The sequence below is a fragment of the Mucilaginibacter sp. genome (assembly GCF_025359345.1).
In the GTDB taxonomy this organism is placed as follows: Bacteria; Bacteroidota; Bacteroidia; order Sphingobacteriales; family Sphingobacteriaceae; genus Mucilaginibacter.
Window position 1 is genome coordinate 173,353 of record NZ_JANYGQ010000038.1, and the last position, 22,069, is coordinate 195,421.

Annotated in this window: 20 protein-coding genes; 8 read left to right on the forward strand and 12 right to left on the reverse strand. The window is 42.8% G+C overall.

The window, feature by feature from the left end:
* Nucleotides 1-17: 17 nt before the first annotated feature.
* From Q0R52_RS28555 to Q0R52_RS28565, 3 genes are read right to left on the reverse strand one after another with little or no spacing between them, the layout of a single operon-like run.
* Nucleotides 18-710, reverse strand: a complete 693-nt coding sequence (locus tag Q0R52_RS28555; RefSeq protein WP_295801859.1) for a response regulator transcription factor — start codon at nt 708-710, stop codon at nt 18-20.
* Nucleotides 711-713: 3 nt separating this feature from the next.
* On the reverse strand, nt 714-2,357 hold the full coding sequence (locus Q0R52_RS28560; RefSeq protein ID WP_295801861.1) for a HAMP domain-containing sensor histidine kinase: 1,644 nt from the start codon (nt 2,355-2,357) through the stop codon (nt 714-716).
* An 11-nt stretch (nt 2,358-2,368) separates the two neighbouring features.
* On the reverse strand, nt 2,369-4,225 hold the full coding sequence (locus Q0R52_RS28565) for a prolyl oligopeptidase family serine peptidase (protein ID WP_295801863.1): 1,857 nt from the start codon (nt 4,223-4,225) through the stop codon (nt 2,369-2,371).
* Between the two features lie 298 nt (nt 4,226-4,523).
* Here Q0R52_RS28565 and Q0R52_RS28570 point away from each other — a divergent pair, with 298 nt between their 5' ends.
* From Q0R52_RS28570 to rfbC, 3 genes are all read left to right on the forward strand, one after another.
* Nucleotides 4,524-6,335 (forward strand): tetratricopeptide repeat protein, encoded by a 1,812-nt coding sequence (locus tag Q0R52_RS28570; RefSeq protein ID WP_295801865.1) that lies wholly within the window; start codon nt 4,524-4,526, stop codon nt 6,333-6,335.
* Between the two features lie 107 nt (nt 6,336-6,442).
* A complete protein-coding gene (locus tag Q0R52_RS28575) occupies nt 6,443-6,745 on the forward strand; it encodes a DUF4286 family protein (protein ID WP_295801866.1) in 303 nt (100 codons plus the stop codon).
* Nucleotides 6,746-6,747: 2 nt separating this feature from the next.
* Nucleotides 6,748-7,296 carry a dTDP-4-dehydrorhamnose 3,5-epimerase gene (rfbC, locus tag Q0R52_RS28580; protein WP_295801869.1) on the forward strand — a complete coding sequence of 183 codons (549 nt, stop codon included), beginning with the start codon at nt 6,748-6,750 and terminating at the stop codon, nt 7,294-7,296.
* Nucleotides 7,297-7,432: 136 nt separating this feature from the next.
* Here the strand turns inward: rfbC and Q0R52_RS28585 are convergent, their stop codons facing one another.
* The 9 genes from Q0R52_RS28585 to Q0R52_RS28625 all read right to left on the reverse strand — a co-directional run bounded on the left by Q0R52_RS28585 (nt 7,433) and on the right by Q0R52_RS28625 (nt 15,132).
* On the reverse strand, nt 7,433-8,281 hold the full coding sequence (locus Q0R52_RS28585; RefSeq protein WP_295801870.1) for an OmpA family protein: 849 nt from the start codon (nt 8,279-8,281) through the stop codon (nt 7,433-7,435).
* Between the two features lie 19 nt (nt 8,282-8,300).
* Complete coding sequence (locus tag Q0R52_RS28590) at nt 8,301-8,963, reverse strand: DUF2461 domain-containing protein (RefSeq protein ID WP_295801872.1); 663 nt, start codon at nt 8,961-8,963, stop codon at nt 8,301-8,303.
* Nucleotides 8,941-9,348: a DUF983 domain-containing protein gene (locus tag Q0R52_RS28595; RefSeq protein ID WP_295801874.1), complete on the reverse strand. Its 408-nt coding sequence runs from the start codon at nt 9,346-9,348 to the stop codon at nt 8,941-8,943. The genes Q0R52_RS28590 and Q0R52_RS28595 overlap by 23 nt, the downstream gene beginning before the upstream one ends.
* A gap of 91 nt (nt 9,349-9,439) precedes the next feature.
* Nucleotides 9,440-9,718, reverse strand: coding sequence for a hypothetical protein (locus tag Q0R52_RS28600; protein ID WP_295801876.1), 279 nt, complete (start codon nt 9,716-9,718; stop codon nt 9,440-9,442).
* An 84-nt stretch (nt 9,719-9,802) separates the two neighbouring features.
* Nucleotides 9,803-10,684: a cupin-like domain-containing protein gene (locus Q0R52_RS28605; RefSeq protein ID WP_295801878.1), complete on the reverse strand. Its 882-nt coding sequence runs from the start codon at nt 10,682-10,684 to the stop codon at nt 9,803-9,805.
* A 219-nt stretch (nt 10,685-10,903) separates the two neighbouring features.
* On the reverse strand, nt 10,904-11,452 hold the full coding sequence (locus tag Q0R52_RS28610) for a fasciclin domain-containing protein (protein ID WP_295801880.1): 549 nt from the start codon (nt 11,450-11,452) through the stop codon (nt 10,904-10,906).
* Nucleotides 11,453-11,641: 189 nt separating this feature from the next.
* Nucleotides 11,642-12,763, reverse strand: coding sequence for a radical SAM family heme chaperone HemW (hemW, locus tag Q0R52_RS28615; RefSeq protein WP_295801882.1), 1,122 nt, complete (start codon nt 12,761-12,763; stop codon nt 11,642-11,644).
* 135 nt (nt 12,764-12,898) lie between these two features.
* Nucleotides 12,899-14,347 carry a family 43 glycosylhydrolase gene (locus Q0R52_RS28620; protein ID WP_295801884.1) on the reverse strand — a complete coding sequence of 483 codons (1,449 nt, stop codon included), beginning with the start codon at nt 14,345-14,347 and terminating at the stop codon, nt 12,899-12,901.
* 50 nt (nt 14,348-14,397) lie between these two features.
* Nucleotides 14,398-15,132: a hypothetical protein gene (locus tag Q0R52_RS28625; protein WP_295801886.1), complete on the reverse strand. Its 735-nt coding sequence runs from the start codon at nt 15,130-15,132 to the stop codon at nt 14,398-14,400.
* Between the two features lie 398 nt (nt 15,133-15,530).
* Between Q0R52_RS28625 and Q0R52_RS28630 the strand changes: the two genes are divergently transcribed.
* From Q0R52_RS28630 to Q0R52_RS28650, 5 genes are all read left to right on the forward strand, one after another.
* Nucleotides 15,531-16,661, forward strand: a complete 1,131-nt coding sequence (locus tag Q0R52_RS28630; RefSeq protein ID WP_295801889.1) for an alpha/beta hydrolase-fold protein — start codon at nt 15,531-15,533, stop codon at nt 16,659-16,661.
* 104 nt (nt 16,662-16,765) lie between these two features.
* Nucleotides 16,766-17,803, forward strand: coding sequence for a carbohydrate binding domain-containing protein (locus tag Q0R52_RS28635; RefSeq protein ID WP_295801891.1), 1,038 nt, complete (start codon nt 16,766-16,768; stop codon nt 17,801-17,803).
* A complete protein-coding gene (locus Q0R52_RS28640) occupies nt 17,800-19,377 on the forward strand; it encodes a glycoside hydrolase 43 family protein (RefSeq protein ID WP_295801893.1) in 1,578 nt (525 codons plus the stop codon). Before Q0R52_RS28635 ends, Q0R52_RS28640 begins: the two co-directional genes overlap by 4 nt.
* A 132-nt stretch (nt 19,378-19,509) precedes the next feature.
* Nucleotides 19,510-20,652: an alpha/beta hydrolase-fold protein gene (locus Q0R52_RS28645; protein WP_295801895.1), complete on the forward strand. Its 1,143-nt coding sequence runs from the start codon at nt 19,510-19,512 to the stop codon at nt 20,650-20,652.
* 18 nt (nt 20,653-20,670) lie between these two features.
* Complete coding sequence (locus tag Q0R52_RS28650; RefSeq protein WP_295801897.1) at nt 20,671-22,011, forward strand: family 43 glycosylhydrolase; 1,341 nt, start codon at nt 20,671-20,673, stop codon at nt 22,009-22,011.
* Nucleotides 22,012-22,069 lie beyond the last annotated feature (58 nt).

Genomic DNA, 22,069 nt, shown 5'->3' on the forward strand with positions numbered 1-22,069 from the left:
CAATGACAAAAAAGGGGTTACCCGTTATAAACAAACTTATACCCGATACCCCTAACCGTTTGCAAATACTGAGGCGAATCAGGATTTGACTCAATTTTTTTACGGAGTCGCACTATGTGCATATCAAGGGTGCGGGTGTTTACGTCGGCATTGTAGCCCCAAACCTCCATCATTAATTCTTCGCGGTTAATTACCTTGTTCTTGTTTTTCAGGAAGTACAGTAGTATGCGGTTTTCCAGTATGGTCAGCTCAATTTTGCGCCCCTCTTTAACAAGCAGGTGTGTATTGGGCAAATGCTCCATATTCGCAAATTTGTAAGACTCGGTTTTCTCACTGTTTAACGAGAATTTTATCTTGTTGTCAATCATGGCCACCAACACATCCATATTAAATGGTTTGATGATATAATCGCTTACACCAAAATTATAGGCTTCAATTTTGTCTACATCCTGTCCTTTGGCGGTCATCATGATAACAAGATTGTCGAAACCCATCTGGCGTATATTGGTACAAACTTCCGAACCTTGTTTGCCTGGCAGCATCCAGTCGAGTAGAACAATTTCCGGCAATTCGCTCAAAATTATTTTCTCGGCATCGTCGCCATTGGCGGCTTCCAATACTTTGTAACCTTCGCTTTGCAAGCGCTCTGATACCAGGAAACGCAGGTTTTCGTCATCTTCAACCAGCGCAATTTTTATTTCTTTATTCATATCTCAATTTTCGTAAGGTAAGGTAACTATAAACTCCGAACCTTCATTTACTTTACTGTTAACAATTATCTCTCCGCCCATAAAATTAACCAGTTCTTTACAAAAAGCCAAGCCCAGTCCCACGCTCCCGTTTTGATTATACTGATTTTCTATCCTGTAAAACTTTTTAAATACGTTTGTCAGTTCATCTTTTTGTATTCCTATGCCCCGGTCTCTAAACGAAAAAACTATGTTCCGCTTGTTGCTGCTTACGTGTATGGCAAGCTCTTTTTTATGCGGATGCGAGTATTTGTACGCGTTCTCTATCAGGTTCTGAAAAACGCTGCCCAACAGCACCGGGTCGGTATAAAACGGATCCACCTTTCCAAATGTGAAGGTTATTTTAAAATCCGGGTATTTTACCCGGAAAGTTTCAATGTAGCTTTTTACAAAATGCTCAACATCAATTTGTTCCCTTTTTATATTTATCGATTTATTTTCGAGCTGCGTAAATGAAAGCAGTTTATTCATTAACTCGTTCAGTTTATCGGCCTCCTCGTTTAAAATCCTGCCATATTGTTTTCGCTGGCGCTCCGTTAGCTCGCTGTCGCCGCTCAGGTTTGAGCCTGCTATTTTTATAACGCTAACCGGCGTTTTAAACTCATGGGTAAAGTTGTTAATAAAATCATACTGCAATTTAAACAGCTTAACGTTAACTCTGAGATTACGGTAAATAAGCCACCCTATTAGCACCAGGAAGCAATAAATTAACAATACTAAGGCGCCAATAGGCATAAACCTGCGATTAATTTCGGCAGTAAGGTATCCTGGTGCCGACCGGAAGTAAAGCTTGTAATCAGAAAATGCATAAGGCAGCGTCAATTCCGTAACCATTGTGCCGGTGGGGTTGTCCGGTGGGTCGTATACTATGGGCTGCAACGTTACCTCCTGGTACAATTCTTTGTGGGTGTTTTTTATTTTAAGCAGGTATGGGTCTAAAAAAAACGTCATCATATTTTGTTTTGAATATGATGTGGAGTTAGGGTGCCGTTGCAGTTCCCTTAATATTTTTACGTCCTCGCGGCGTAATATATTCGAGTAGCTTATTTTATCGTGTTTTATGTCATAAAACGTCCGGAATATTTCATCCGCAGTCGATCCGCGTAGAGTATCCGTTTGGGCAATATAATTGCCGAGTTTGGTGGCCATTAATTCAAAGTCGGGCTCATTGGTGGTATTCCAAATTCTTATCCCCTGGACCTTTCCATTTTTTCGCCAGTATTGGTACATGGCTTTTATTGATATTCCCAGGTTGTTTTTTATAATAACGCCGTTTTTTTGGTTGCCAATTTGCACATCATAAAAAACGATCCGCTTAACAAACTCATAATTGCGGAATATGGAATCGGCATAACGGGCAGCTGCGGTTGAGTCCATAAAGCCCTGGTAAGATGTGATTTGGGGTATAGTGTTACTAAAAAAATTACCATACGGCTTAATAGTTTGTTCCTGTACTTCAATTTTTTTAGAGGCAAATTCATTTTCAACATACTTAGCATTAAGGTAGTAGGATACAATAAGGGCAATTATAAAAGTCACCGATATAAGTACCAGGAAAATGATGATTAATGAAAAGTTTTTCCGGTACGTGGTGGCCTGCTTTGTCATAAAAAACAGGGTTATTGTTTTACCCGCATATTCTCGTCCAGGAACTTCTCAATCTCGGTATACATCTCGGTACGGTTCGCCTGGTTGCGGAACGTGGTACGTTCCATTGGTTTTAAAAAATATTTAACCTTATCGCTCCCGTTTTGTTTTCGCAGTTCGCGAACAAACTGGTTTAACTCGCTAATGTTTGCCCGGTCGTCCCTCGCCCCCTGGAAAATAAGCAGTGGCGCGCGTATTTTATCGGTATTAAATACCGGCGATATAGCCCTGAGTTGACTGGCATCAGTCTCGGGGTTGCCAACCCGTTCGTATGTCATCTGCACCATCGGCTTAAAAAATGGCGGCGCATCCTTTATATAGGTGAAAAAGTTAATCAGCCCATGCTGAACAATTGCACAGTTGTACAACTTAGGGTGAAATGATACCCCGTACAGTGCCGAAAATCCGCCAAATCCACCGCCGAAAATGGCAATCTTATTAGGGTCGGCAGTTTTATTCGCAATAAGCCAGTTTACCCCGTCGGTAATATCCTGTTGTATTTTGCCGCCAACCTCTTTAAAACCAGCACTATGGAATGCCTTGCCAAAACCGGTTGATCCGCGGTAGTTTACCTGGAAAACAGCATAACCCCGGTTAGCTAAAAATTGCACTTCGGGATTGTAGCCCCAGCCAGTATGGAGAAATGGACCGTCATGCGGCATAACTACCACGGGCAGGTTGGTGGTTTTTGCACCGAGCGGCAGTGTAAGGTACCCGTTTATCACCAAGCCGTCACTGGCTTTATAGCTAATGGGTTGCATCGTGCACAGTTCTTCTTGCTTAAGATCCGGGTTTATATCCCCCAGTTTGCTAAGTTTTCCGGTACTGCGCTCAAACAGGTAATACGAACCCGGGTTACGGTCGGTGTAGGTAAATACAATAAATTTATTTTCGGCACTATCCCTGTCGGCTATGTCCACCTCGTTGCCCTTCAACTCGGCATTTAATTTATCATAAATGCTTTTTATATCCGGGTCCAGGTAATGGGTTTGAGGTTTTGCTGCATCCCATGATACTAACTCAATTTTATGCGTGTTTTTTGAATAATCCCAGCTTTGGATGTCTGCATTGTCGTTAGCAAAAATTACTTTACGCTCCTTGCCGTCCTCGGCATTGATCTCAACCAGGGCCGATTTGTCACGATTGACGTTTGACAATGCATAGAAGTAGTTTTTCTCCCCTGTAAAGGCTATAGGCCTTACTGAAGTTTTGAAATTATTAGCTATAATACGTTTAAACGGGGTATCATCATTAGGGCGATAGAGTATGCTTTCATCAACACCGTCCGATACCCTAACCAGTCGTATTTTACCATTGGCGTCGGGATACCATTGAGTTATATTGCCAGGGTTTATCAGGTAGGGTTTCAGCTCGCCCGTTTTGATATTTAACCTGTAAATATCAAAATTGGCCGGATCGCGCTGGTTCATCCTTACAGTTATAATATCAGGTTCGTGCCTGTCGCGCCCTAAAATAGCAATTCGTACCTTTTTTTGCGAAATAATGAGTGTGGTTTTTAAGGTGGAAATATCCAGCGCAAACATTTTTATTTCGTCGGATGCGATATTATCTTGTAAAAAAACGATACCGTTATTGTATGTCCAATAATAATCGCCCCTAACCGAATAGTCGGTAAAAGACGTTGCCATCTGCACTTTACCATCAGCCAGCGACTGGATAAATATGTTTTGCTTATCCTTAAAAGGCTTGAGGTACGAAAGATATTTACCATCGGGCGATATGCGATAAGCAACTTTTTCGGGTGTTTTAAAAAAATCAATTATAGCTATTTGGCGTGCATGTTGCTTGCAGGCACCAAGTGCGGCCATTAAAACAAATAAAAATATTCTCAGATGCTTCAACATCAGTATATACTTCAGGGGTTTATTAATCAGGTTAAATTATACAATAAACTCTATCAATTCAAACTGTCACTACAATTTTACCGCGCGTAATTTTAAGATTTGAGCAGTTGAAAATGTATTAATTTGATAATTTGAAAATGAAAAATGCGTTTGTTGGTATAATAACAAAGAAATCGGCGTTCACCCTCAAATTGCAAATCATCAAAATACCCTGTCAGTAAATCAATAAAAATCTTCAAATAAAAAACATATTTTTGAAAAGATGAAGAAAGTGCTCTTATGTATTTTATTTCTGTTCGCAGCCGCTCCCCAGCTGTTTGCCCAGGATAATGACCTGTTGCTGGCTAAGCAGTACGCCGCTAATGGCGACCCACAAAAGGCATTCGACATATACCAAAAACTGTATAAGCAAAATAACGAAGAGTATTTTACTGTTTACATGAGCAGTCTGCTTGAACTTAAAAAGTTTGACGAAGCCGTTACAACCGCAAAGAAAATGGTGCGCAAGCACCCTGAAGAAAAGCAATACAACATCACGCTTGCCAATGCCTATACGCAGCAAGGCCAGGTTGAGAAAGCAAACGCCATATATGATGACCTCATCAAAAACCTGCCGCCCGACCAGGGCCAGATAAGTATGCTGGCCTCGTTATTTTACCAGAATGCAAATGTTGATTATGCTATAAAAATATTTTTACAGGGTCGGAAGCTGCTACAAAACGAGCAGGTTTTTTCGTACGAACTGATAAATCTTTACCGCTATAAAAGGGACAAGCCTGCACTGGTTGAAGAGTACATGAACTTTTTGCCGACAAACCCACCTTTTATAAACCAGGCAGAAAATACAATGTCAAATTTATTTGAGGGGGCGGCTGATTATGACATATTAAAAGCAGCATTATTGAAACGGATTCAAAAAGATCCGCAGCAAACCATATATCCCGAACTGCTCACCTGGCAATTTTTACAACAAAGGCAGTTTGACATGGCGCTGAACCAGGCGCTGGCCCTAAGCAGGCGGCAAAACGATGACGGTGCCAATATTTTTGAACTCTGCCGCACGCTGGTTAGCAACGAGGCTTATGATGCTGCGATCCGCGGATATGAGTACTTGGTAAGTAAGGGGAAAGACAATTCGTTGTATATACCCTCGAAAATTGAGTTGATAAACACCAAAAATTTGAGGGTAACATCAGGGAAATACGTTAAGGAAGATTTGATCAGTCTTGAAAAGGATTATATCGATTTACTAACCGAGTTCGGCAAAAACGCCAATACTGTTTTTGCTATGCAGAAGCTGGCCAACCTGCAGGCTTTTAAGCTGCATAAAATAACTGATGCAAAGGCGCTGCTTGAAGAGGCTGTAAAAATACCGGGCGTTAGGCCTGTGCTGCTGGCCAGTTGCAAGCTCGACCTTGGCGATGTTTCGCTATTGGACAATAAGCCCTGGGATGCCACTTTACTATATAGCCAGGTTGAAATAGATTTTAAAAACACTGCAGTTGGCCAGGATGCCAAGTACCGGAATGCCAAGCTCGCCTATTATACCGGCGATTTTACCTGGGCTAAAGGGCAGCTTGATGTGCTGAAAGCGGCTACGTCGCAGTTAATCGCCAACGATGCGTTGAATTTATCGCTGCTAATATCAGACAGTATTACGGCGGATACCAGCGGAGCAGCCCTGAAAATTTATGCGCGCGCCGACCTGGCCCTTTTCGCCGAGCAACCCGAGAAGGCGTTGATTACCCTGGATAGCATAGATGTAAAATATCCCGGTAACTCACTTACTGATGATATATTGATGGCGAAAGCCCGGCTGTTTATCCAGCAGAAGAATTATGCTGATGCCGTGCCACTGTTAAAGAAAATTGCCGAAGAACACAGTTTTGATCTTTGGGCCGACGACGCTGTTTTTATGCTGGGCGACATTTATGAAAATCAGCTAAACGATAAAGAAAAAGCTAAAATCTACTATCAAAAAATTATTACGGACTATGCCGGAAGCCTTTACATCAATGAGGCACGCAAGCGTTTCAGGGTGCTTAGAGGGGATAAGAACGAAGCAGCGTCGTAAGTGGAATAGTTGATTAAGTTAAGATAGCCGCTTTTTTGTCTTTCGGACTTTACTGACTTTTCCGACTTTCGGACTAAATTTCAACCCAAAACACTACCTTTGTATTAATGATTATATTTAATGATACCGTAATAGTGGATGAATCTATCCACGAAAAATGGCTGAACTGGATGCAGGAAGTGTATATACCTGCTGTAATGGAAACCGGGCATTTTAAATCGTACCAGGTGCTTACCGTTATCGATTCGCCGAACGAGGGTGTTACCTATTGTGTACAGTATCATGCGGCAACAATCGAGGACTTTAATCAATTTTATTCCAGGCATTTACACCGTTTGCAGGATATTCACAACCAGGAATTTGAAAACCAATTTGTGATATTTAATACCCTGATGAAAACCGTCGACTAAAAATGAAAATAACAAAAACCGATATAGAAGGGCTGTTGATAATTGAGCCCCAAATCTTTAATGATGACCGTGGCTATTTTTACGAAAGCTACAACAAGGCCAAATTCACTGATGCAGGGATAGCTGTTGAATTTGTGCAGGATAACCAGTCATTTTCGCGCAAAGGCGCTGTTAGGGCACTGCACGGTCAGGCTAACCCTTACGCACAAGGCAAACTGGTGCGGGTGATAAATGGCAGGGTATTAGACGTTGCTGTTGACATACGGAAAACGTCACCAACTTACGGGCAGCATTTCTCTATCGAGCTAAGCGGCGAAAACAAAAAAATGTTTTGGATACCTGCAGGCTTTCTGCATGGTTTCTCGGTACTCGAAGACAATACCATCTTCAACTACAAAGTAAATAACTACTACGATAAAAATTCTGAAATTGGCGTTATATGGAATGATCCTACTTTGAATGTAGATTGGCGCCTGGCTCCAGGTGAAGCACTTCTATCGCCTAAAGACGAGCTTTTATCATCTTTTAAAGATTTAAAAAGTCCCTTCTGACCAGAACCGGGATTAACGGATTTTAACGATTTGCCGGATTGTGGAAATAGATGCTTGATAAGTGTAAATAAACGATAAAGGCCGGTATTTGAACCAGCCTTTATCCAGTAAAATCCTTAAAATTCGTTAATCTAGGTTACTGTTTTATCAAATTATATAACTCATCCAGCTTAGGGCTCAATATAATTTCAATCCGCCTGTTTTTTGAAAGTGCATCTGCCGTGGTGCCAGGATCAATTGGCTGGTACTGGCTTTTGCCCGTTGCAGTAAGCCTGTGCGGGTCAATCTTTTCAACTTCGGTAAGATAACGGCAAACCGACGTAGAACGCAGCACACTTAGATCCCAGTTATCCTTTATCTGCCCGAGATTAATTACTTTTTTATCATCGGTATGGCCTTCAACAGCAATGTTGATATCAGCTTCTTTATTAAGCACTGCCGCCAATTGTGCCAGTGCCTGCTTGCCGCGCGCATCAATTACAATACTGCCCGAAGGGAACAATAATTTATCAGTTAGTGACACGTAAACTTTGCCATTGCGGATATCAACTGAAAGGCCATTTGCCTGGAAACCAAGCAAAGCTTTTTGCAGTTTGTCCCTTAAAGCATTGGTGGCCTCATCGCGTTTCTTTAAAGCATCTTCCACTTCTTTTAGCCGGGCCTCACGTTTTTTTAGATCTGACGATAGCGCGGTAACTTTTGATGAACTGGCATTATAATTATTATTCAGAGAATTGTATTTGTCGTTAAGCGCATTATAGGTGCCTTTGAGCGACTCATTAGCACCTTGTGCTTCACGTATTTCGCGGTGCAGTCGCATAGTATCAGCGCGCAGCATGGCAACCGTATCAAATAAGGCGTTTGAACGCATTGATAGCGAATCGCGTTCGGCAACCAAGGCCTTATATTTTTTTGGCGACATTACCACGCAGGAGTGGAGTGTCAAAAGTAAAGCGGCTGAAAATAAAATATTACTGGTTTTCATATTAGGGCTATTAAATGTTTTAGGTGATGGCGTTATTTAAAAATACATTCAGTGGATAAATTTTGCTGCATATTGTGGCTACAGTTTCAGGCGCAGTCTTTTTCATCAGGTCCTCATCATTAAACTGGTGGAAGGCTACAAAACTTTTAAGTTTCAGCAAGTCAATATTCTCGTTGTCTGCGCTGTATTCGCGCGGCACAGTTTTAAGCGCATCCTGTTTTCTGAATTCGCCGAACAGCTTTTTAAACGCAGCATCGTCAACTATATTTTTAAGCTCGTGTGCATTATAGTCAATCTCCTGGCGTATCGCTTTTAAATGTGCAGCCTCGGGCATCCAATATCCTCCTGCAATAAATGAGTTTCCTGGTGCAATTTGCAGGTAGTATTCTGCTCCCCCTAGCCTTAAACCTTTGGCAGGTATACTAACGCCAAAGTTGTTTTTATAGGGTGTTTTGTCTTTCCTGAAACGTATGTCGCGGTAAATACGCATTACGCATTTTTTGGGATCGAGCGCGGCGTCAATTCCTGGGTCGACTTTGTGCATTAGTTTTAACAGTTCCGCGGTAAAATCTATCACATTTGTGCGGGCGGCCTCATAGCGTTCCTTATTTACCTGGAACCATTCCCGGTTATTATTTTCAACCAGGTCTTTTAAAAAATCAAAGGTATGGCGTTGAATCATCAATATCTAAATGCGGCTGGTAATTTATCTTGGGTGACATCAAATATAAAAGCAAAACGCGGGAGTACCTGAAATTTATCGGCGACAGCACAAATAACCCGCCTATAATGGTGCCGGTGTAAAGCCACGGTGAACTGGCATTATGGGTAAGCAGGTAGGTAAGTGCAACAATACCAAATCCTTCAAATACATTCAGCGCATAGCTTATATACATGGCTGCATAAAAATAACCCGGTTCAATTTCAAAGTGTAAATTACAATGTGGGCAAACTTCATGAATTTTGTTGGAGCCGAAGTTGTACATCCCCCCGCTAAACATAGCGCCCCGCCTGCAGCGAGGGCATCTGGTATGCAGCATTGCCCATGATTTTGGTGTTTCGGCCATTTAGTAGTTCATGGTTGATGGTTCATAGTAAAATAGCATAGCTGGCAACGTGCGGCTCATAAAATGACAGGCAGCTGCCATGAACGATGAACTAATTAAGATTCAACTTTTCGTCGCGCACGTCAAGGGTAACATTTTTGCGGCGATAATTTTTATACCAGATATATCCTCCCACGGCAACTACCAGGTAGGGGGCGCCCAGCAAAAATAAAATGCCTTTGTTTAGTCCCCTGGCAGCGTTGCCACCATTTTTGGTATTGGTTTCAACCGTGGCGGCGCATTGGGCGCACTGGGCCTTAACCGGTTTGGCGCTAATTATCGCCAGGAAAAACATAGTGGAAAATATCAATGTTTTTACGCTTGCTTTCATGGTGGCAAATTTACGGTATTATTTGTTGGTAAGCAATTTGAAATGTATCTGCCAGGTTAGTGCTGCGGTAGTTGAAAAAAATGCTTAATACGGCCTCCCTGCTGCTAATTCTTTATTTGCCCATTTTACTGCCAATTTCTCACGGTATTGGGCATAATTAGCTTTAAAGGCCATCTTCAATACACTGTCGAGCCCGCCTTTCACAGCCAGGTTGTAAATGCTGGCTGCTTTACGGCTTATAGATGCATCCCATGCGCGCAGGCTGAGCGAATAACCGCCTTCAACGTATTTCATCCAGTGCCAATAGCCGGTCGGCATAAACAACGTATCGCCATGCTCTAAAAACACTTCTATGCCTTCAACACCTTCGAGGGCAGGGAATTTTTTGGTGTCCGGGTTTAGTACATCATAGTCTTCCAATGCATAGGTAGCATTTGGTATGCAGTACAAACGACGTTTCCATTTATTTTCAAACAATATCACATGCTTTTTACCACCGAAATGGGTATGGAAAATATGCGGCAAATCGATATCATAATGCAAAAAAGTAACCGAGTTTGAGCCACCGAAAAACATAGAGGGCATGCTCTCTAAAAAGCCACCCATCAGTTCTTTTGGAAAAGCAATATCGTCCAGCAGTTGCGGGGCGTGCTTGAAAATATTAAAGAAGAATATCCGCAGTTCAGTAGGTTCCGACATTATCAGGTCGATATACTTATCAAACGGCATTTCTGCAGCCGACGAATTTATAGGTTTTGACGGGTCGGCTTTTGAATTATCGTACAGTGGCACTACTTTGCTGCCAACAACGCTTTTTAAATATTCAGGGGTCCATTTTTCGCGGGCGGCCCAATTATTGGTTAAGCCTTTAATAACCAGTGGACGGCGCGGCTTTAAATAGTTTGCTGTAAAATCGGCAGGGGTAATTGTTTCTACAGTATCAATAGGGCGAAGAATAAAACTCATATCTTATGTTGATTTCCTATTAATACAAGTTTAAATAAAAACTTATCCATCGGAAAGCTAACAAAATAACGAAATAATCCCGCCGGTTGTATTAATAAATTGTTAAAAATTATTTTAGCTAAAAGTCTGGCAACAACAAAACAGGCCATCTCAATTTGAAATGACCTGCTTCTATTATTGGTAAGTTAATGCCAATTGTAAAACGGCAACAACCCGCTTTTAGTTAGGCATAAGTACAGTATTCACTACATGTATAACGCCGTTGCTTTGAAACACATCAGCAATGGTTATCCACGATTTGCCGCCTTTTTCATCAACCAGGTATAGTTTTTTACCTTCAGCCATCACTGTTAAAGTACCACCCTGAACGGTTTTTAATTCGGCTTTTCCTTTGCCGGCTTTTACCTGCATCCACAAGTCTTTGGCACTTAAACGGCCAGCAACTACGTGGTAAGTTAAAATTTTGGTTAAAGTAGCTTTGTTTTCAGGTTTCATCAGGTTGTCCACTGTTCCTGCTGGCAGCTTGCCAAATGCCTCATCAGTTGGTGCAAATACGGTGAAAGGGCCGGTGCCTTCAAGTGTTTCAACCAGGCCGGCTGCTTTAACCGCAGCAACCAACGTTTTGTGGTCGTTTGAGTTCACTGCGTTTTCAATAATGTTTTTGGTAGGGTACATTGCTGCGCCGCCAACCATTTTGGTTTGTGCATTTGCTTTGGGCGCAATTGCAATAGCTGCTAAAGCAAAGGCCGCGATTATTAATTTTTTCATGTGATTATAATGTTGTTTTGGGGAAGATACGCGCTGGGTTTTAGCGCGGTTTTTATTCACCACATAATTCGCATAGCCGGAGGTTTTAAGGAGTTTTAAACCAAAAAGCGACTAATTACGTAGGTAACGCCCACGTGTGAAACAAGATATTTTGTAGTTAAATACAATATTTATGCCGTCTGACTTATCTTAAAAAAACAATCCCCCGGCAATGTTATCGGCATACAGTTTTCCTGATGGTGTCAGGTAAATTACATCTTCTTTTTGCTCAATCCACCCGTTCTCAAAATAGCGTTGGGCGGCTTTGATTAGATCGCTTTCGGCCCCGGGGGCAATAGCGTTCAGCTTTTTTAGGTCTAATCCCCACATAGTGCGGAGGGAGGTCATGATGTATTCGTTCAGGCGGTCGGTTTCTGTTAGCAGTTCAGTTTCTGCGGAGATTTTACCTATTTCGAGCGATTGCATATATTTTGCATTATTGGGCACGTTCCACTGCCGGGTTTCGCCATTGTAGGAGTGTGCCGATGGGCCTATGCCCAAGTATTTTACACCTTTCCAATAATTGGAGTTGTGCCGGGAATAGTGTCCCGGTTTGCAAAAGTTTGATATTTCGTAATGCTCGAACCCGTGGCTTTGCATAGCATCCATCAGCAATATAAACTGCTCAGCACTCTGCTGCTCATCCATGGCTGGTTGTTTTTTCTTTTTGATGAAGGATGCCAGCGCGGTCTGCGGCTCAACCGTCATGGAGTAAGATGACACATGAAGGATATCAAGCTCGAAAACTTTATCCAGGTTGTATTTCCATTTGGCATCGCTCAACAGCGGATAACCATAAATCAGGTCGACTGTAATATTTTCAAAACCAATATCCTGCGCTCTTTTAACAGATGCTTCAGCCTCAGCGGCGCGATGTACCCGGTTCATCCATGTCAAATCATCATCAAAAAAAGATTGAATGCCTATGCTAAACCTGTTAATATTAGTTTGACGCAATGCCTGCAATTTTGCTTTGTCCAGGTCATCAGGATTAGCTTCGATGGTTATTTCGGCGTTGGAGGCTACGGTATGCAGCGAAGTGATGGTACCGATAAGCATATTTAGCTCATCTGCGCTCAATATAGATGGCGTACCGCCGCCGAAGTAAATGGTCTCAACCGTCTCGTTATCGAGGTAGCTTTTTTGAAGCGTTATTTCCTTAATTAAAGCCTGCAACAATTCGTCTTTGTATTTTAAAGACGTGCTGAAATGGAAATCGCAGTAATGACATGCCTGTTTACAAAAGGGAATGTGGATATAGATGCCGGCCATGAGGCAAAGATAAGCGCAACTATCAGTTTCTTGTGATTTATATTGTTAAGGACTATGCTGATTCTGGAACCCGGATCACCACCAATTGTTTAAAACATAACGTGCAGCTATTAAAGCGCGGTTTACTTAAGTTGATTAGTGAACTCTAAAATTCCACTTCGAATTATCGCTTTTCATATCAAACTTCGCGAGTGTTGGTGTGCTGTCTCCGGAAGACACTAAAGCCAGTTGCTCGTTCGAGTTCGGAACCACCTTTGGCATAATCCTGTAAGTTCCATCCGTCAACTGATCGATCCGCCATAATTGTTCCTGCGCACCAGTAAACATTGGTACTGTTATAAGTTCAGCATCGGCAGTTGCCGCTAATGGACGGTCTGTTCCGGCAATTACTATTTTATAATATGGTCCGCCCAAGTATCCTCCTGCACCGGGTACTGGTGAAATTGTCCATTTCTGGTGAGGTCGAAACATGTAATCACTCAAGTTAACGGCAATGTTTCCGGTAGGCCAGGTTTTAAGTACATCTGCTAATTCCTGTGAGGGTACAGGTTTTACCGGTTCGTCGTTATTCCGATTAAATCGCATTCCACCCGGCATTCTTGTAAAATCTACGGCCAGTTCAAGGGCGTATCCTCTCCGCTCAGACTCAATCTCATAAGTTCCGTCTTTGAAGATATCACCCCCAACAGGCCAGCCGTTTTTCCAAAGCAATGGGCGGATACCCAACACGCTACGGCCACTTTGATCCAAATCTGCTTCATAATGGCACGACATTTTTTCAACGCCATCGCTAACGACTATACGTCCAAAATGGCCGGGGCCAATCAGCCTGTCGCCGGCTGCAACTACCATTTTGCCACCGCCCTTCAACATTTCTCTTCCTATGTTATCAAGGTAAGGGCCGGTTACCTTTTTAGAACGGCCAACAACGATATTATAGGTCGAGTTTGGGCCATCGCAGCATGTTCCGTGTGTTCCAAGCAGATAGTACCATCCATCGCGGTATATCAAATCAGTGGCTTCACAATCGATGGCTATATTTAATGCTTTGTTACCTTCTACACGTTTACCTGTTTTTGGGTCCAGTTCAACAAGACGTATATAGCCCCAATAGGTGCCGTAGGACAACCATAACCTTCCGTCGGTTGGGTCAAGAAGAAGTCCCGGATCTATCGAATCATTATCCTCTATACCATCGGATGAGGCAACTACAATAGCTTCAGAATACTTGAAATCAGGGGACTTTGGATCCAGAGCTTTATTCCACATGGTCAATATCTTTCCATTATGTCCGCCCGCCAAACCGCCGCCGGTTGCTCCATAAACAATAAGGTAGCGATCGCCAATTTTTAATACATCAGGGGCTGCCCCTCCGCCTGGTCTTACTGCGCCTCCACTCCATGCCCAGCCATCTTCGGATATTAACCCGCCTCCGCCTGTTCCGAATGTGTAATACTTACCGTCGCTCTCTGCAATGGTTGACGGATCATGTATAAAAGGCTTGCCGACTTGTGCTATCGCTTTTCCTGTTGACAGTAGTGAAAATAGGGATATAATGCTTATTACCTTAACTATTAATTTCATAATAACTCAGTTGCTATATAAATTCGACGTGAATGGGATGATGAACTAATTTATTTGAGACTGATGGTGAGATCTTTTATCGGCTCTCCTTTTTCATCCAGCAGCCGAACGCAAAAATCACTAAGTCCGGGGCCATTGATTAATGCTCCCCTGATTATATTTTTCCCTTTGCTAAGTGTCAATCGGGTCGAGACACAATCGTCCATTACCATACGTCTGTCTCCGTCAAGTACCACAGCTTCCTGTCCATTTAGCCACCACGTTGATCCTCCGTTTGAGCCTACCGCCAATCTTACATTTTTTACTTCCCGCGGACTGTTTACTACAGTTACCGCCCAAAATAATACGGCATAGGTGTGTTTCTTTAGCCCGTAGGCAAGGCGAAATAATTTGACGTTGAAAGTCGGACTTTCCAGCGCATGCCACGTCAATTCCTGCTCTCCAACTTTTACCTGGTCCCGATCTTTAGGGATAACAGTAAACTGATTTGGAAAATATGCAGTGTCAAATTGTGCTTTTAGGTAACTATTGGTAAAGACAAGATTACTCCGTATCGACTTGTTTATAGGCTCTAAAAGTAACCAACGCTGAATAAACCCTTCGAAATCCGGGGTCTTTTTTGATGTAGTTGCCGGAGTAAAGAATGGTGCGATAGTTCGCACCGAATCGTTATCCGTTATTTTATCAACCCTGCCTCCTGAAATGGCAGACTGTGCTTGTGACTTCAATGCTGCCAAAATTACGAAGCCGACTGCCAGCAATGATGCATTGCGTTTAATATTCATAGTAGCTGCTTTAATTTAAATCAATTTTTGGTATATTATAATCGTTATATAATAAGATGACAAGTGTACCTCCATTCGAAAAAAAATCATCGCTTCAATTAATAAATATATACAACGTTCGTTCAGAAGTTCATACTTCACGATTGGGTTTAGGTGCCCGGAAGCATTAAGACCTTAACAAATGCCTGGCGATGTTCAAATAGCCGATTTAAACATTTATTGGCTATTTATAGTAAAAAATGGCATCGTTTAATAAAACGTAAATAGAATTTAGGACAAAGTTTTTCCATGGATTATAACACCTGTCAATTAAATTTTCGACTAACCCATTTGCAGTTATTTGTCGTATTTAAAAAGACTTACGATCAAAAAATGCGTCTCTTCCAGAAACTTAAATTATGAAGAAAATGAACTTAAAATGTTTAACCATTGTATTAGCGTCCGCCTTGGCCAGTAGCCTTTGCATGGCTCAAACAAATTCCGCAGAGATAAAGGAAGATTTTCAAGCGTCAAGCCTTAACCAGCCAGGTCAGGATTATCCCCAGGTAAATTCACAAGGCTACGTACGTTTTCACGTAAAAGCGCCTAAAGCCGACAGCGTACGGGTTACTTTGGGCCTGGGCGGAAGAGGCGGTACTAAACTTACTAAAGGTGCCGACGGATATTTTACCGGCACAACAGAAGGGCCAATGGACGAAGGTTTCCACTATTATCATCTAATAGTAGATGGGGGCGTATTTAACGACCCTGGAACATTGAACTATTATGGTTCAACCCGTTGGGAAAGCGGTATTGAAATTCCGGCCCATGACCAGGATTTTTATGCACTAAAGGATATTCCCCATGGAAATGTTCAGCAAATACTTTTTCCCTCAAAGAGCACAAATACCCAGCGAAGAGCATTTGTTTACACCCCTCCGGGTTACGAAAAAGATAGATCTAAAAAGTATCCTGTGCTGTATTTGCAACACGGCTGGGGCGAAGATGAAACCGCGTGGAGCAACCAGGGGCATGCCAATTTAATAATGGACAACCTGATTGCAGAAAGCAAGATAAAACCGTTCATCATCGTGATGACCTATGGCATGACCAACGACGTAAAACCAGGCGGTATAAGGAATTTTAAGATAGATGCTTTTGAAACCGTATTGACTGATGAGTTGGTGCCTTATGTTGACGTCAACTTTCGCACTGTTGCCGATAGGGAACACCGCGCAATGGCAGGCCTCTCCATGGGCGGTATGGAAACGCACTTGATAACGCTTGCCAAGCCCGACGAATTTGCCTACTATGGTTTGCTAAGCGGGGGCACCTACACACCTGCCGAATTACAAGATAAACCTAGAGCTAAACTTATATTTATAAGCTGCGGCAGTAAGGAAAACCCCACCGGCGTAAATAAGGCTACTGCTGCATTAAAAGATGCAGGTTACAATGCTGTATCCTTTATTTCCAATAATACGGCCCACGAATTTCTGACCTGGCGCCGGAGCCTGAAAGAGCTTGCACCATTATTGTTTAATAACTAAAAGCCGTGCCGCCAATATTTCATTGTCGCCAATTACGGTGTCTAAAAACCTAATTACAAATGCTAAAATCATCAATAAATTGCGCCTATGTTTTAATATGTGTTATGCTTTTCGGAAGCCAGGCTTTGGCGCAGCAGTCCACAAGGTTAACGATCCGCTTGGATCAACCCGGGCATGTCTCCAGTCCGATGTTGTATGGGTTAATGACCGAAGAAATCAATTACTCCTATGATGGCGGAATTTATGCCGAGCTGATTAGGAACCGTAGTTTTAAAGATAACAATAAGAATCCTGACCATTGGAGTTTAATAAAAGGTGCCGGCGATTCATCTGCTATTATATTGGATAATAAGCACCCGGTAAATCAGGCTTTAACCGAGTGTATAAGGTTTAATCTGGCAACAGATGGCAAAAATACAGGGTTGGCAAATGATGGCTTTTGGGGAATACCTGTTTATCCTTCCACTACCTATCAAGGGAGCTTATATGCCATGGCAGATGGCAATAACGCGGGGCCAATTACGGTAAGCATAGAATCGACGGACGGCAAAAGCACGTTTGCTACAGCAAATATCGCAGGGGCTAGCGGGCTTTGGAAAAAGTTCACGTTTAATCTTAATACAACCGCCACTGTAACGCCAACTGCCGATACCCGCTTCGTTATCCGGCCTTCAAGCAAAGGCTCCTATTGGTTTACACTCGTATCTTTATTCCCGCCCACCTATCAAAATACAGCTAATGGCAACAGGCGCGATATCATGCAGCTTCTCGCTTCCATGACCCCTAAGTTTTTGCGGCTGCCTGGCGGCAATTATTTGGAAGACAACATGTTTTCGACCAGGTATAACTGGAAAAAAACATTAGGGCCAATTGATGAAAGGCCGGGTCATCAGGGTACCTGGGGGTACCGATCGTCTGACGGAATGGGCTTACTGGAATATTTGGAATGGTGCGAAGATTTAAAGATGGAGCCATTGCTGGCCGTTTTTGCCGGCTACACCTTAAATCGCGATTATGTGGAAGCAGGGCCATTCCTGAAGCCTTATGTTGACGAAGCCCTGGAGGAGATAGAATACGTTACCGGCGATACTACTACCAAATACGGAAAAGAACGCGCCCGCGATGGACATACCCAAAAATGACCAGATTTTTAAACAGATTAATTTGGGGGATGGCCTTTGTATTGTTTTCCAAACCCGGCGTACATGCACAAATAGCTCATAATCCAATTATTTATGCAGATGTGCCGGATATGTCAATAATCAGGGTAGGCGATAGTTACTATATGAGCAGCACAACCATGCACATGAGCCCTGGTGTGCCAATAATGAAATCGAAGGATTTGGTTAATTGGAAAATTGTGAGCTACGCTTATGATATTTTAGACGATACAGATGACCTGAACTTAAATAATGATAAAAATAGCTACGGGAAAGGTTCGTGGGCCAGCAGCCTTCGTTATCAAAATGGTATTTACTATGTATCAACCTTTGCCGGTAATACGGGCAAAACTTATATTTACAGCACGCGTGACATTGAAAAAGGCCCGTGGAAGGCTTTATCCTTTAAACCAAGCCTGCATGATCATTCCTTGTTTTTTGACGACGATGGGAAGGTTTATATGGTTTATGGCAGCGGGAGGATAATGTTAGCGCAATTGAAAGATGACCTCTCCGGAATTAGACCAGATATAAAGCCACAAGTATTGATTGAGAATGCCAGCCTGGTAGGGGGGGCCAATGTTGGTTTGCCGGCTGAGGGTTCGCAGTTATTCAAAATAAAAGGGAAGTATTACCTTTTCAATATCTGCTGGCCTCGCGGAGGGATGCGAACTGTACTGATTCATCGGGCTGATCATATCACCGGCCCTTACGAAGGCAGGTTGGCCCTGCAGGATAAAGGCGTAGCCCAGGGCGGCTTGGTGGACGCACCCGATGGCCGATGGTTTGCCTATCTTTTCCGCGATTTTGGTGCCGTGGGACGCGTACCCTACCTGGTTCCGGTACAATGGGATAATGGTTGGCCCATATTGGGAATAAATCACCAAGCGCCCGATACAATACCATTACCAGGAAACAAACCGATGATGCCGGGAATTATTTCATCAGATGATTTTGACCGTAAGCCAGGTGAGCCCGATTTGCCGCTGGTTTGGCAATGGAACCATAACCCGCTAAATAAATTGTGGTCGGTAAAACAACGGAAGGGATACCTTAGGCTTACCACAGGAAGGGTTGACACCACTATACTGACGGCAAGGAATACACTTACTCAACGCACTTTCGGGCCCGAATGTTCGGCTGTAACGGCTATTGACGTTTCCGGGCTTAAAGATGGCGACCGGGCCGGACTTGCGCTGCTACAAAAAAAATTCGGCTGGGTGGGTGTGAAGGCTGAGGGCGGGAAAAAGTTTATGGTTATGGTAAATGCACAAGGTGATTCTTCTATCGAGTCCCCTGGTATTCCCTTAACGCAAAGCCGGGCATATTTAAAAGCCTCATGTGATTTTAAGGACCGGACAGATAAAGCCTACTTTTATTATAGCCTCGATGGGCGTAATTGGTTACCAATCGGTTCTGTGCTCCAAATGGTTTATACCCTGCCTCACTTTATGGGTTATCGGTTTGGTTTTTTTAATTATGCCACAAAAACTATAGGCGGCTATGCTGACTTCGATTTTTTTCGGATAAGCAATAACATATCATCCCGGAATTAACTGTGTTATATTCTCTAATTATAGACACAAGTGTTGCATTTGTATTGATCAGTGTTATTGTAAAATTCGCAATCATTTTACCTTGCAGGGCTATTGTTGCAAGCCGTTGCCAACAGTTTAACATACAATTCAATGAAAAACTTAATATCGCTTTTGTACTTTTTGTGTTTTTTTGGCTTCGAAGCCAAATCGCAAAACAACAAAACCAATCCTGATACTTCAGGGAGTGTGCCGGCTGTTACCAATGTAAGAGGGGCAAAATACCCGCTTATATTGTCTAATCATCGAGTTATGTTCCGGATTAAGGCGCCTGAGGCTCAAAAGGTACAAATAGACTTTGGAAAAAAATATGACTTAATAAAGGACAATGACAGTTTTTGGAGTATCACTACAGACTCGATAGGGGAGGGCTTTCATTATTATTCGCTTTTAATAGACGGTATAGCAACTGCCGACCCTGCAAGTGAAAGTTTTTATGGCATGGGCAGGATGGCCAGTGGCATTGAAATACCATTTGCGGGCGGAGAATACTATGCGGAAAAAGATGTACCGCATGGCGATATCCGGATAAAGAAATATTATTCAACGGTTACCAAATCCTGGCGGCAGTTATTTATCTATACACCTCCCGGGTATGACGCAAATATCAACGAAAAATATCCTGTGTTATACATTTTGCATGGCGGGGGCGAAGACGAACGCGGCTGGGCTACCCAGGGAAAAACAGACCTGATTATGGACAACCTGATTGCCGAAAAAAAAGCTAAGCCTATGCTGGTTGTAATGCCCGATGCCAATTTGGGAGCCGGGGCATTTGGTGAAGATGGCTTAAAGGCTTTTGAGGCAGAAATGAAGCAATGCATAATCCCGTTCATTGAAAATAACTGCAGGGTAAAAAACACAAGTGCCAATCGCGCGTTGGCTGGTTTATCAATGGGCGGCATTAATACACTATACACCGGTGTTTATAACACCAATTACTTTTCATACCTGGGGGTATTCAGTTCCGGGTGGATTGTACCTATGCAAAACAGCATAGCCGATGCCCAATATGATTATATGAAGCAAAACAGCTCAAAGATCAATGGCGATTTAAAATTGTTTTGGTTAGCAGAAGGTGGAAAAGAGGATATTGCCTATAAAAACGGCCAGATTATGCTGGCCAAGTTTAACGAATTGGGCATACGTCATGCTTATTACGAATACCCGGGCGGACATACCTGGCCCGTTTGGAGAAACAATCTATACCATTTTGCGCCGCTATTGTTTAAATAAAACAAAAAACACTAACCAATGAAATATTTCAGTAGATGCCTGACATTAACAGGCTTAATATTTTCCGTAAATTATTTGATGGCACAAAACCCATTGATAAGGGATCAATTTACTGCCGACCCATCGGCGCGAGTTTTCAATGGCAAGGTATATCTCTATCCGTCCCATGACATTTTAGCTACGCCCGGGCATGGCAAAGCCGGTTGGTTTTGTATGCAGGACTATCACGTGTTTTCATCAACAAACCTTACCGATTGGACCGATCATGGTGTAATCGTAAGCCAAAATAAAGTGCCCTGGGCCGATTCGGCCGCTTACAGCATGTGGGCTCCCGACTGCATTGAGCACGCCGGAAAATACTATTTCTATTTCCCTGCTCCTGCAAAGCCCGGCGGTGCACGTGGGTTTTCGGTAGGTGTTGCAGTAGCCAACGATCCTTCGGGTCCGTTTGTTTCCCAACCATCGCCCATTGCCGGCATTCACGGTATTGACCCTAATGTGCAAATTGATAAAGATGGGCAGGCATACATTTATTGGGCGCAGGGAAACCTGTACGGAGCAAAACTTAAAGCAAATATGCTCGAGCTTGCCTCCGAACCGGTAAAGCTTGAGGGCTTCCCTGATAAAGGTTTAAAAGAAGGCCCGTATTTGTTTGAACGCAAGGGTATTTATTATATGACCTACCCGCATGTGGCCGATAAAATAGAGCGGCTTGAATACGCCATGTCAAACAATCCATTGGGCCCGTTCAAGTATGCCGGTGTGCTTATGGACGAATCGGCCTCAGGATGCTGGACGAATCACCAATCGGTCATCGAATTCAAAAACCAATGGTATTTGTTTTATCATAATAATGACTTATCGCCAAACTTTGATAAAAACCGGTCGGTAAGAGTCGACAGTTTATTTTTTAATGAAGATGGATCTATCCGAAAATTTACCCCGACTTTACGGGGCGTTGGTGTCTCGAACGCAACAAAGAAAATTGAAATGGACAGGTTTAGTGCCAAAAGCCCGAGTGGTGTCGAAATTGCATTTCTGGACACCCTGAACAAATTCAAGGGCTGGAAAACAATATTTGAGAAACCGGGTTCGTGGATAAAATACAAGAGTGTATCATTCGATCCTCCCAAATTAAAGTACCTCAATATAAACGCCCGTTCAGCAACAGGCGGAACCTTATTAATAAGTATCGAGGGTGCGCCAAACAAGATCATGGCAAAAATGAATATTCCAAAAGGAGATAGCTGGAGCGTGTCAAAATACAAAATATTATCGACGACCTCGGGTGTCAAAAATCTTATTTTACAATTGCAAAGTAGTGGCAATTTGGAAGTTGATTGGATAAGTTTTGAGTAGATCGGATAGTCCCAAATTAGCTGTTCAAATTAAGTATCATAAATGGTGGTATTTACAA

Bases quoted from the DNA above. Each gene is read 5' to 3' on its own strand.
- Q0R52_RS28630 (WP_295801889.1), top strand. From the start codon at position 15,531: ATGAAGAAAATGAACTTAAAATGTTTAACCATTGTATTAGCGTCCGCC.
- Q0R52_RS28565 (WP_295801863.1), bottom strand. From the start codon at position 4,225: ATGGCCGCACTTGGTGCCTGCAAGCAACATGCACGCCAAATAGCTATA.
- Q0R52_RS28635 (WP_295801891.1), top strand. From the start codon at position 16,766: ATGCTTTTCGGAAGCCAGGCTTTGGCGCAGCAGTCCACAAGGTTAACG.
- Q0R52_RS28570 (WP_295801865.1), top strand. From the start codon at position 4,524: ATGAAGAAAGTGCTCTTATGTATTTTATTTCTGTTCGCAGCCGCTCCC.
- Q0R52_RS28600 (WP_295801876.1), bottom strand. From the start codon at position 9,718: ATGAAAGCAAGCGTAAAAACATTGATATTTTCCACTATGTTTTTCCTG.
- Q0R52_RS28625 (WP_295801886.1), bottom strand. From the start codon at position 15,132: ATGAATATTAAACGCAATGCATCATTGCTGGCAGTCGGCTTCGTAATT.
- Q0R52_RS28610 (WP_295801880.1), bottom strand. From the start codon at position 11,452: ATGAAAAAATTAATAATCGCGGCCTTTGCTTTAGCAGCTATTGCAATT.
- Q0R52_RS28650 (WP_295801897.1), top strand. From the start codon at position 20,671: ATGAAATATTTCAGTAGATGCCTGACATTAACAGGCTTAATATTTTCC.
- Q0R52_RS28555 (WP_295801859.1), bottom strand. From the start codon at position 710: ATGAATAAAGAAATAAAAATTGCGCTGGTTGAAGATGACGAAAACCTG.
- rfbC (WP_295801869.1), top strand. From the start codon at position 6,748: ATGAAAATAACAAAAACCGATATAGAAGGGCTGTTGATAATTGAGCCC.
- Q0R52_RS28585 (WP_295801870.1), bottom strand. From the start codon at position 8,281: ATGAAAACCAGTAATATTTTATTTTCAGCCGCTTTACTTTTGACACTC.
- Q0R52_RS28620 (WP_295801884.1), bottom strand. From the start codon at position 14,347: ATGAAATTAATAGTTAAGGTAATAAGCATTATATCCCTATTTTCACTA.
- Q0R52_RS28575 (WP_295801866.1), top strand. From the start codon at position 6,443: ATGATTATATTTAATGATACCGTAATAGTGGATGAATCTATCCACGAA.
- Q0R52_RS28605 (WP_295801878.1), bottom strand. From the start codon at position 10,684: ATGAGTTTTATTCTTCGCCCTATTGATACTGTAGAAACAATTACCCCT.
- hemW (WP_295801882.1), bottom strand. From the start codon at position 12,763: ATGGCCGGCATCTATATCCACATTCCCTTTTGTAAACAGGCATGTCAT.
- Q0R52_RS28595 (WP_295801874.1), bottom strand. From the start codon at position 9,348: ATGGCCGAAACACCAAAATCATGGGCAATGCTGCATACCAGATGCCCT.
- Q0R52_RS28560 (WP_295801861.1), bottom strand. From the start codon at position 2,357: ATGACAAAGCAGGCCACCACGTACCGGAAAAACTTTTCATTAATCATC.
- Q0R52_RS28645 (WP_295801895.1), top strand. From the start codon at position 19,510: ATGAAAAACTTAATATCGCTTTTGTACTTTTTGTGTTTTTTTGGCTTC.
- Q0R52_RS28640 (WP_295801893.1), top strand. From the start codon at position 17,800: ATGACCAGATTTTTAAACAGATTAATTTGGGGGATGGCCTTTGTATTG.
- Q0R52_RS28590 (WP_295801872.1), bottom strand. From the start codon at position 8,963: ATGATTCAACGCCATACCTTTGATTTTTTAAAAGACCTGGTTGAAAAT.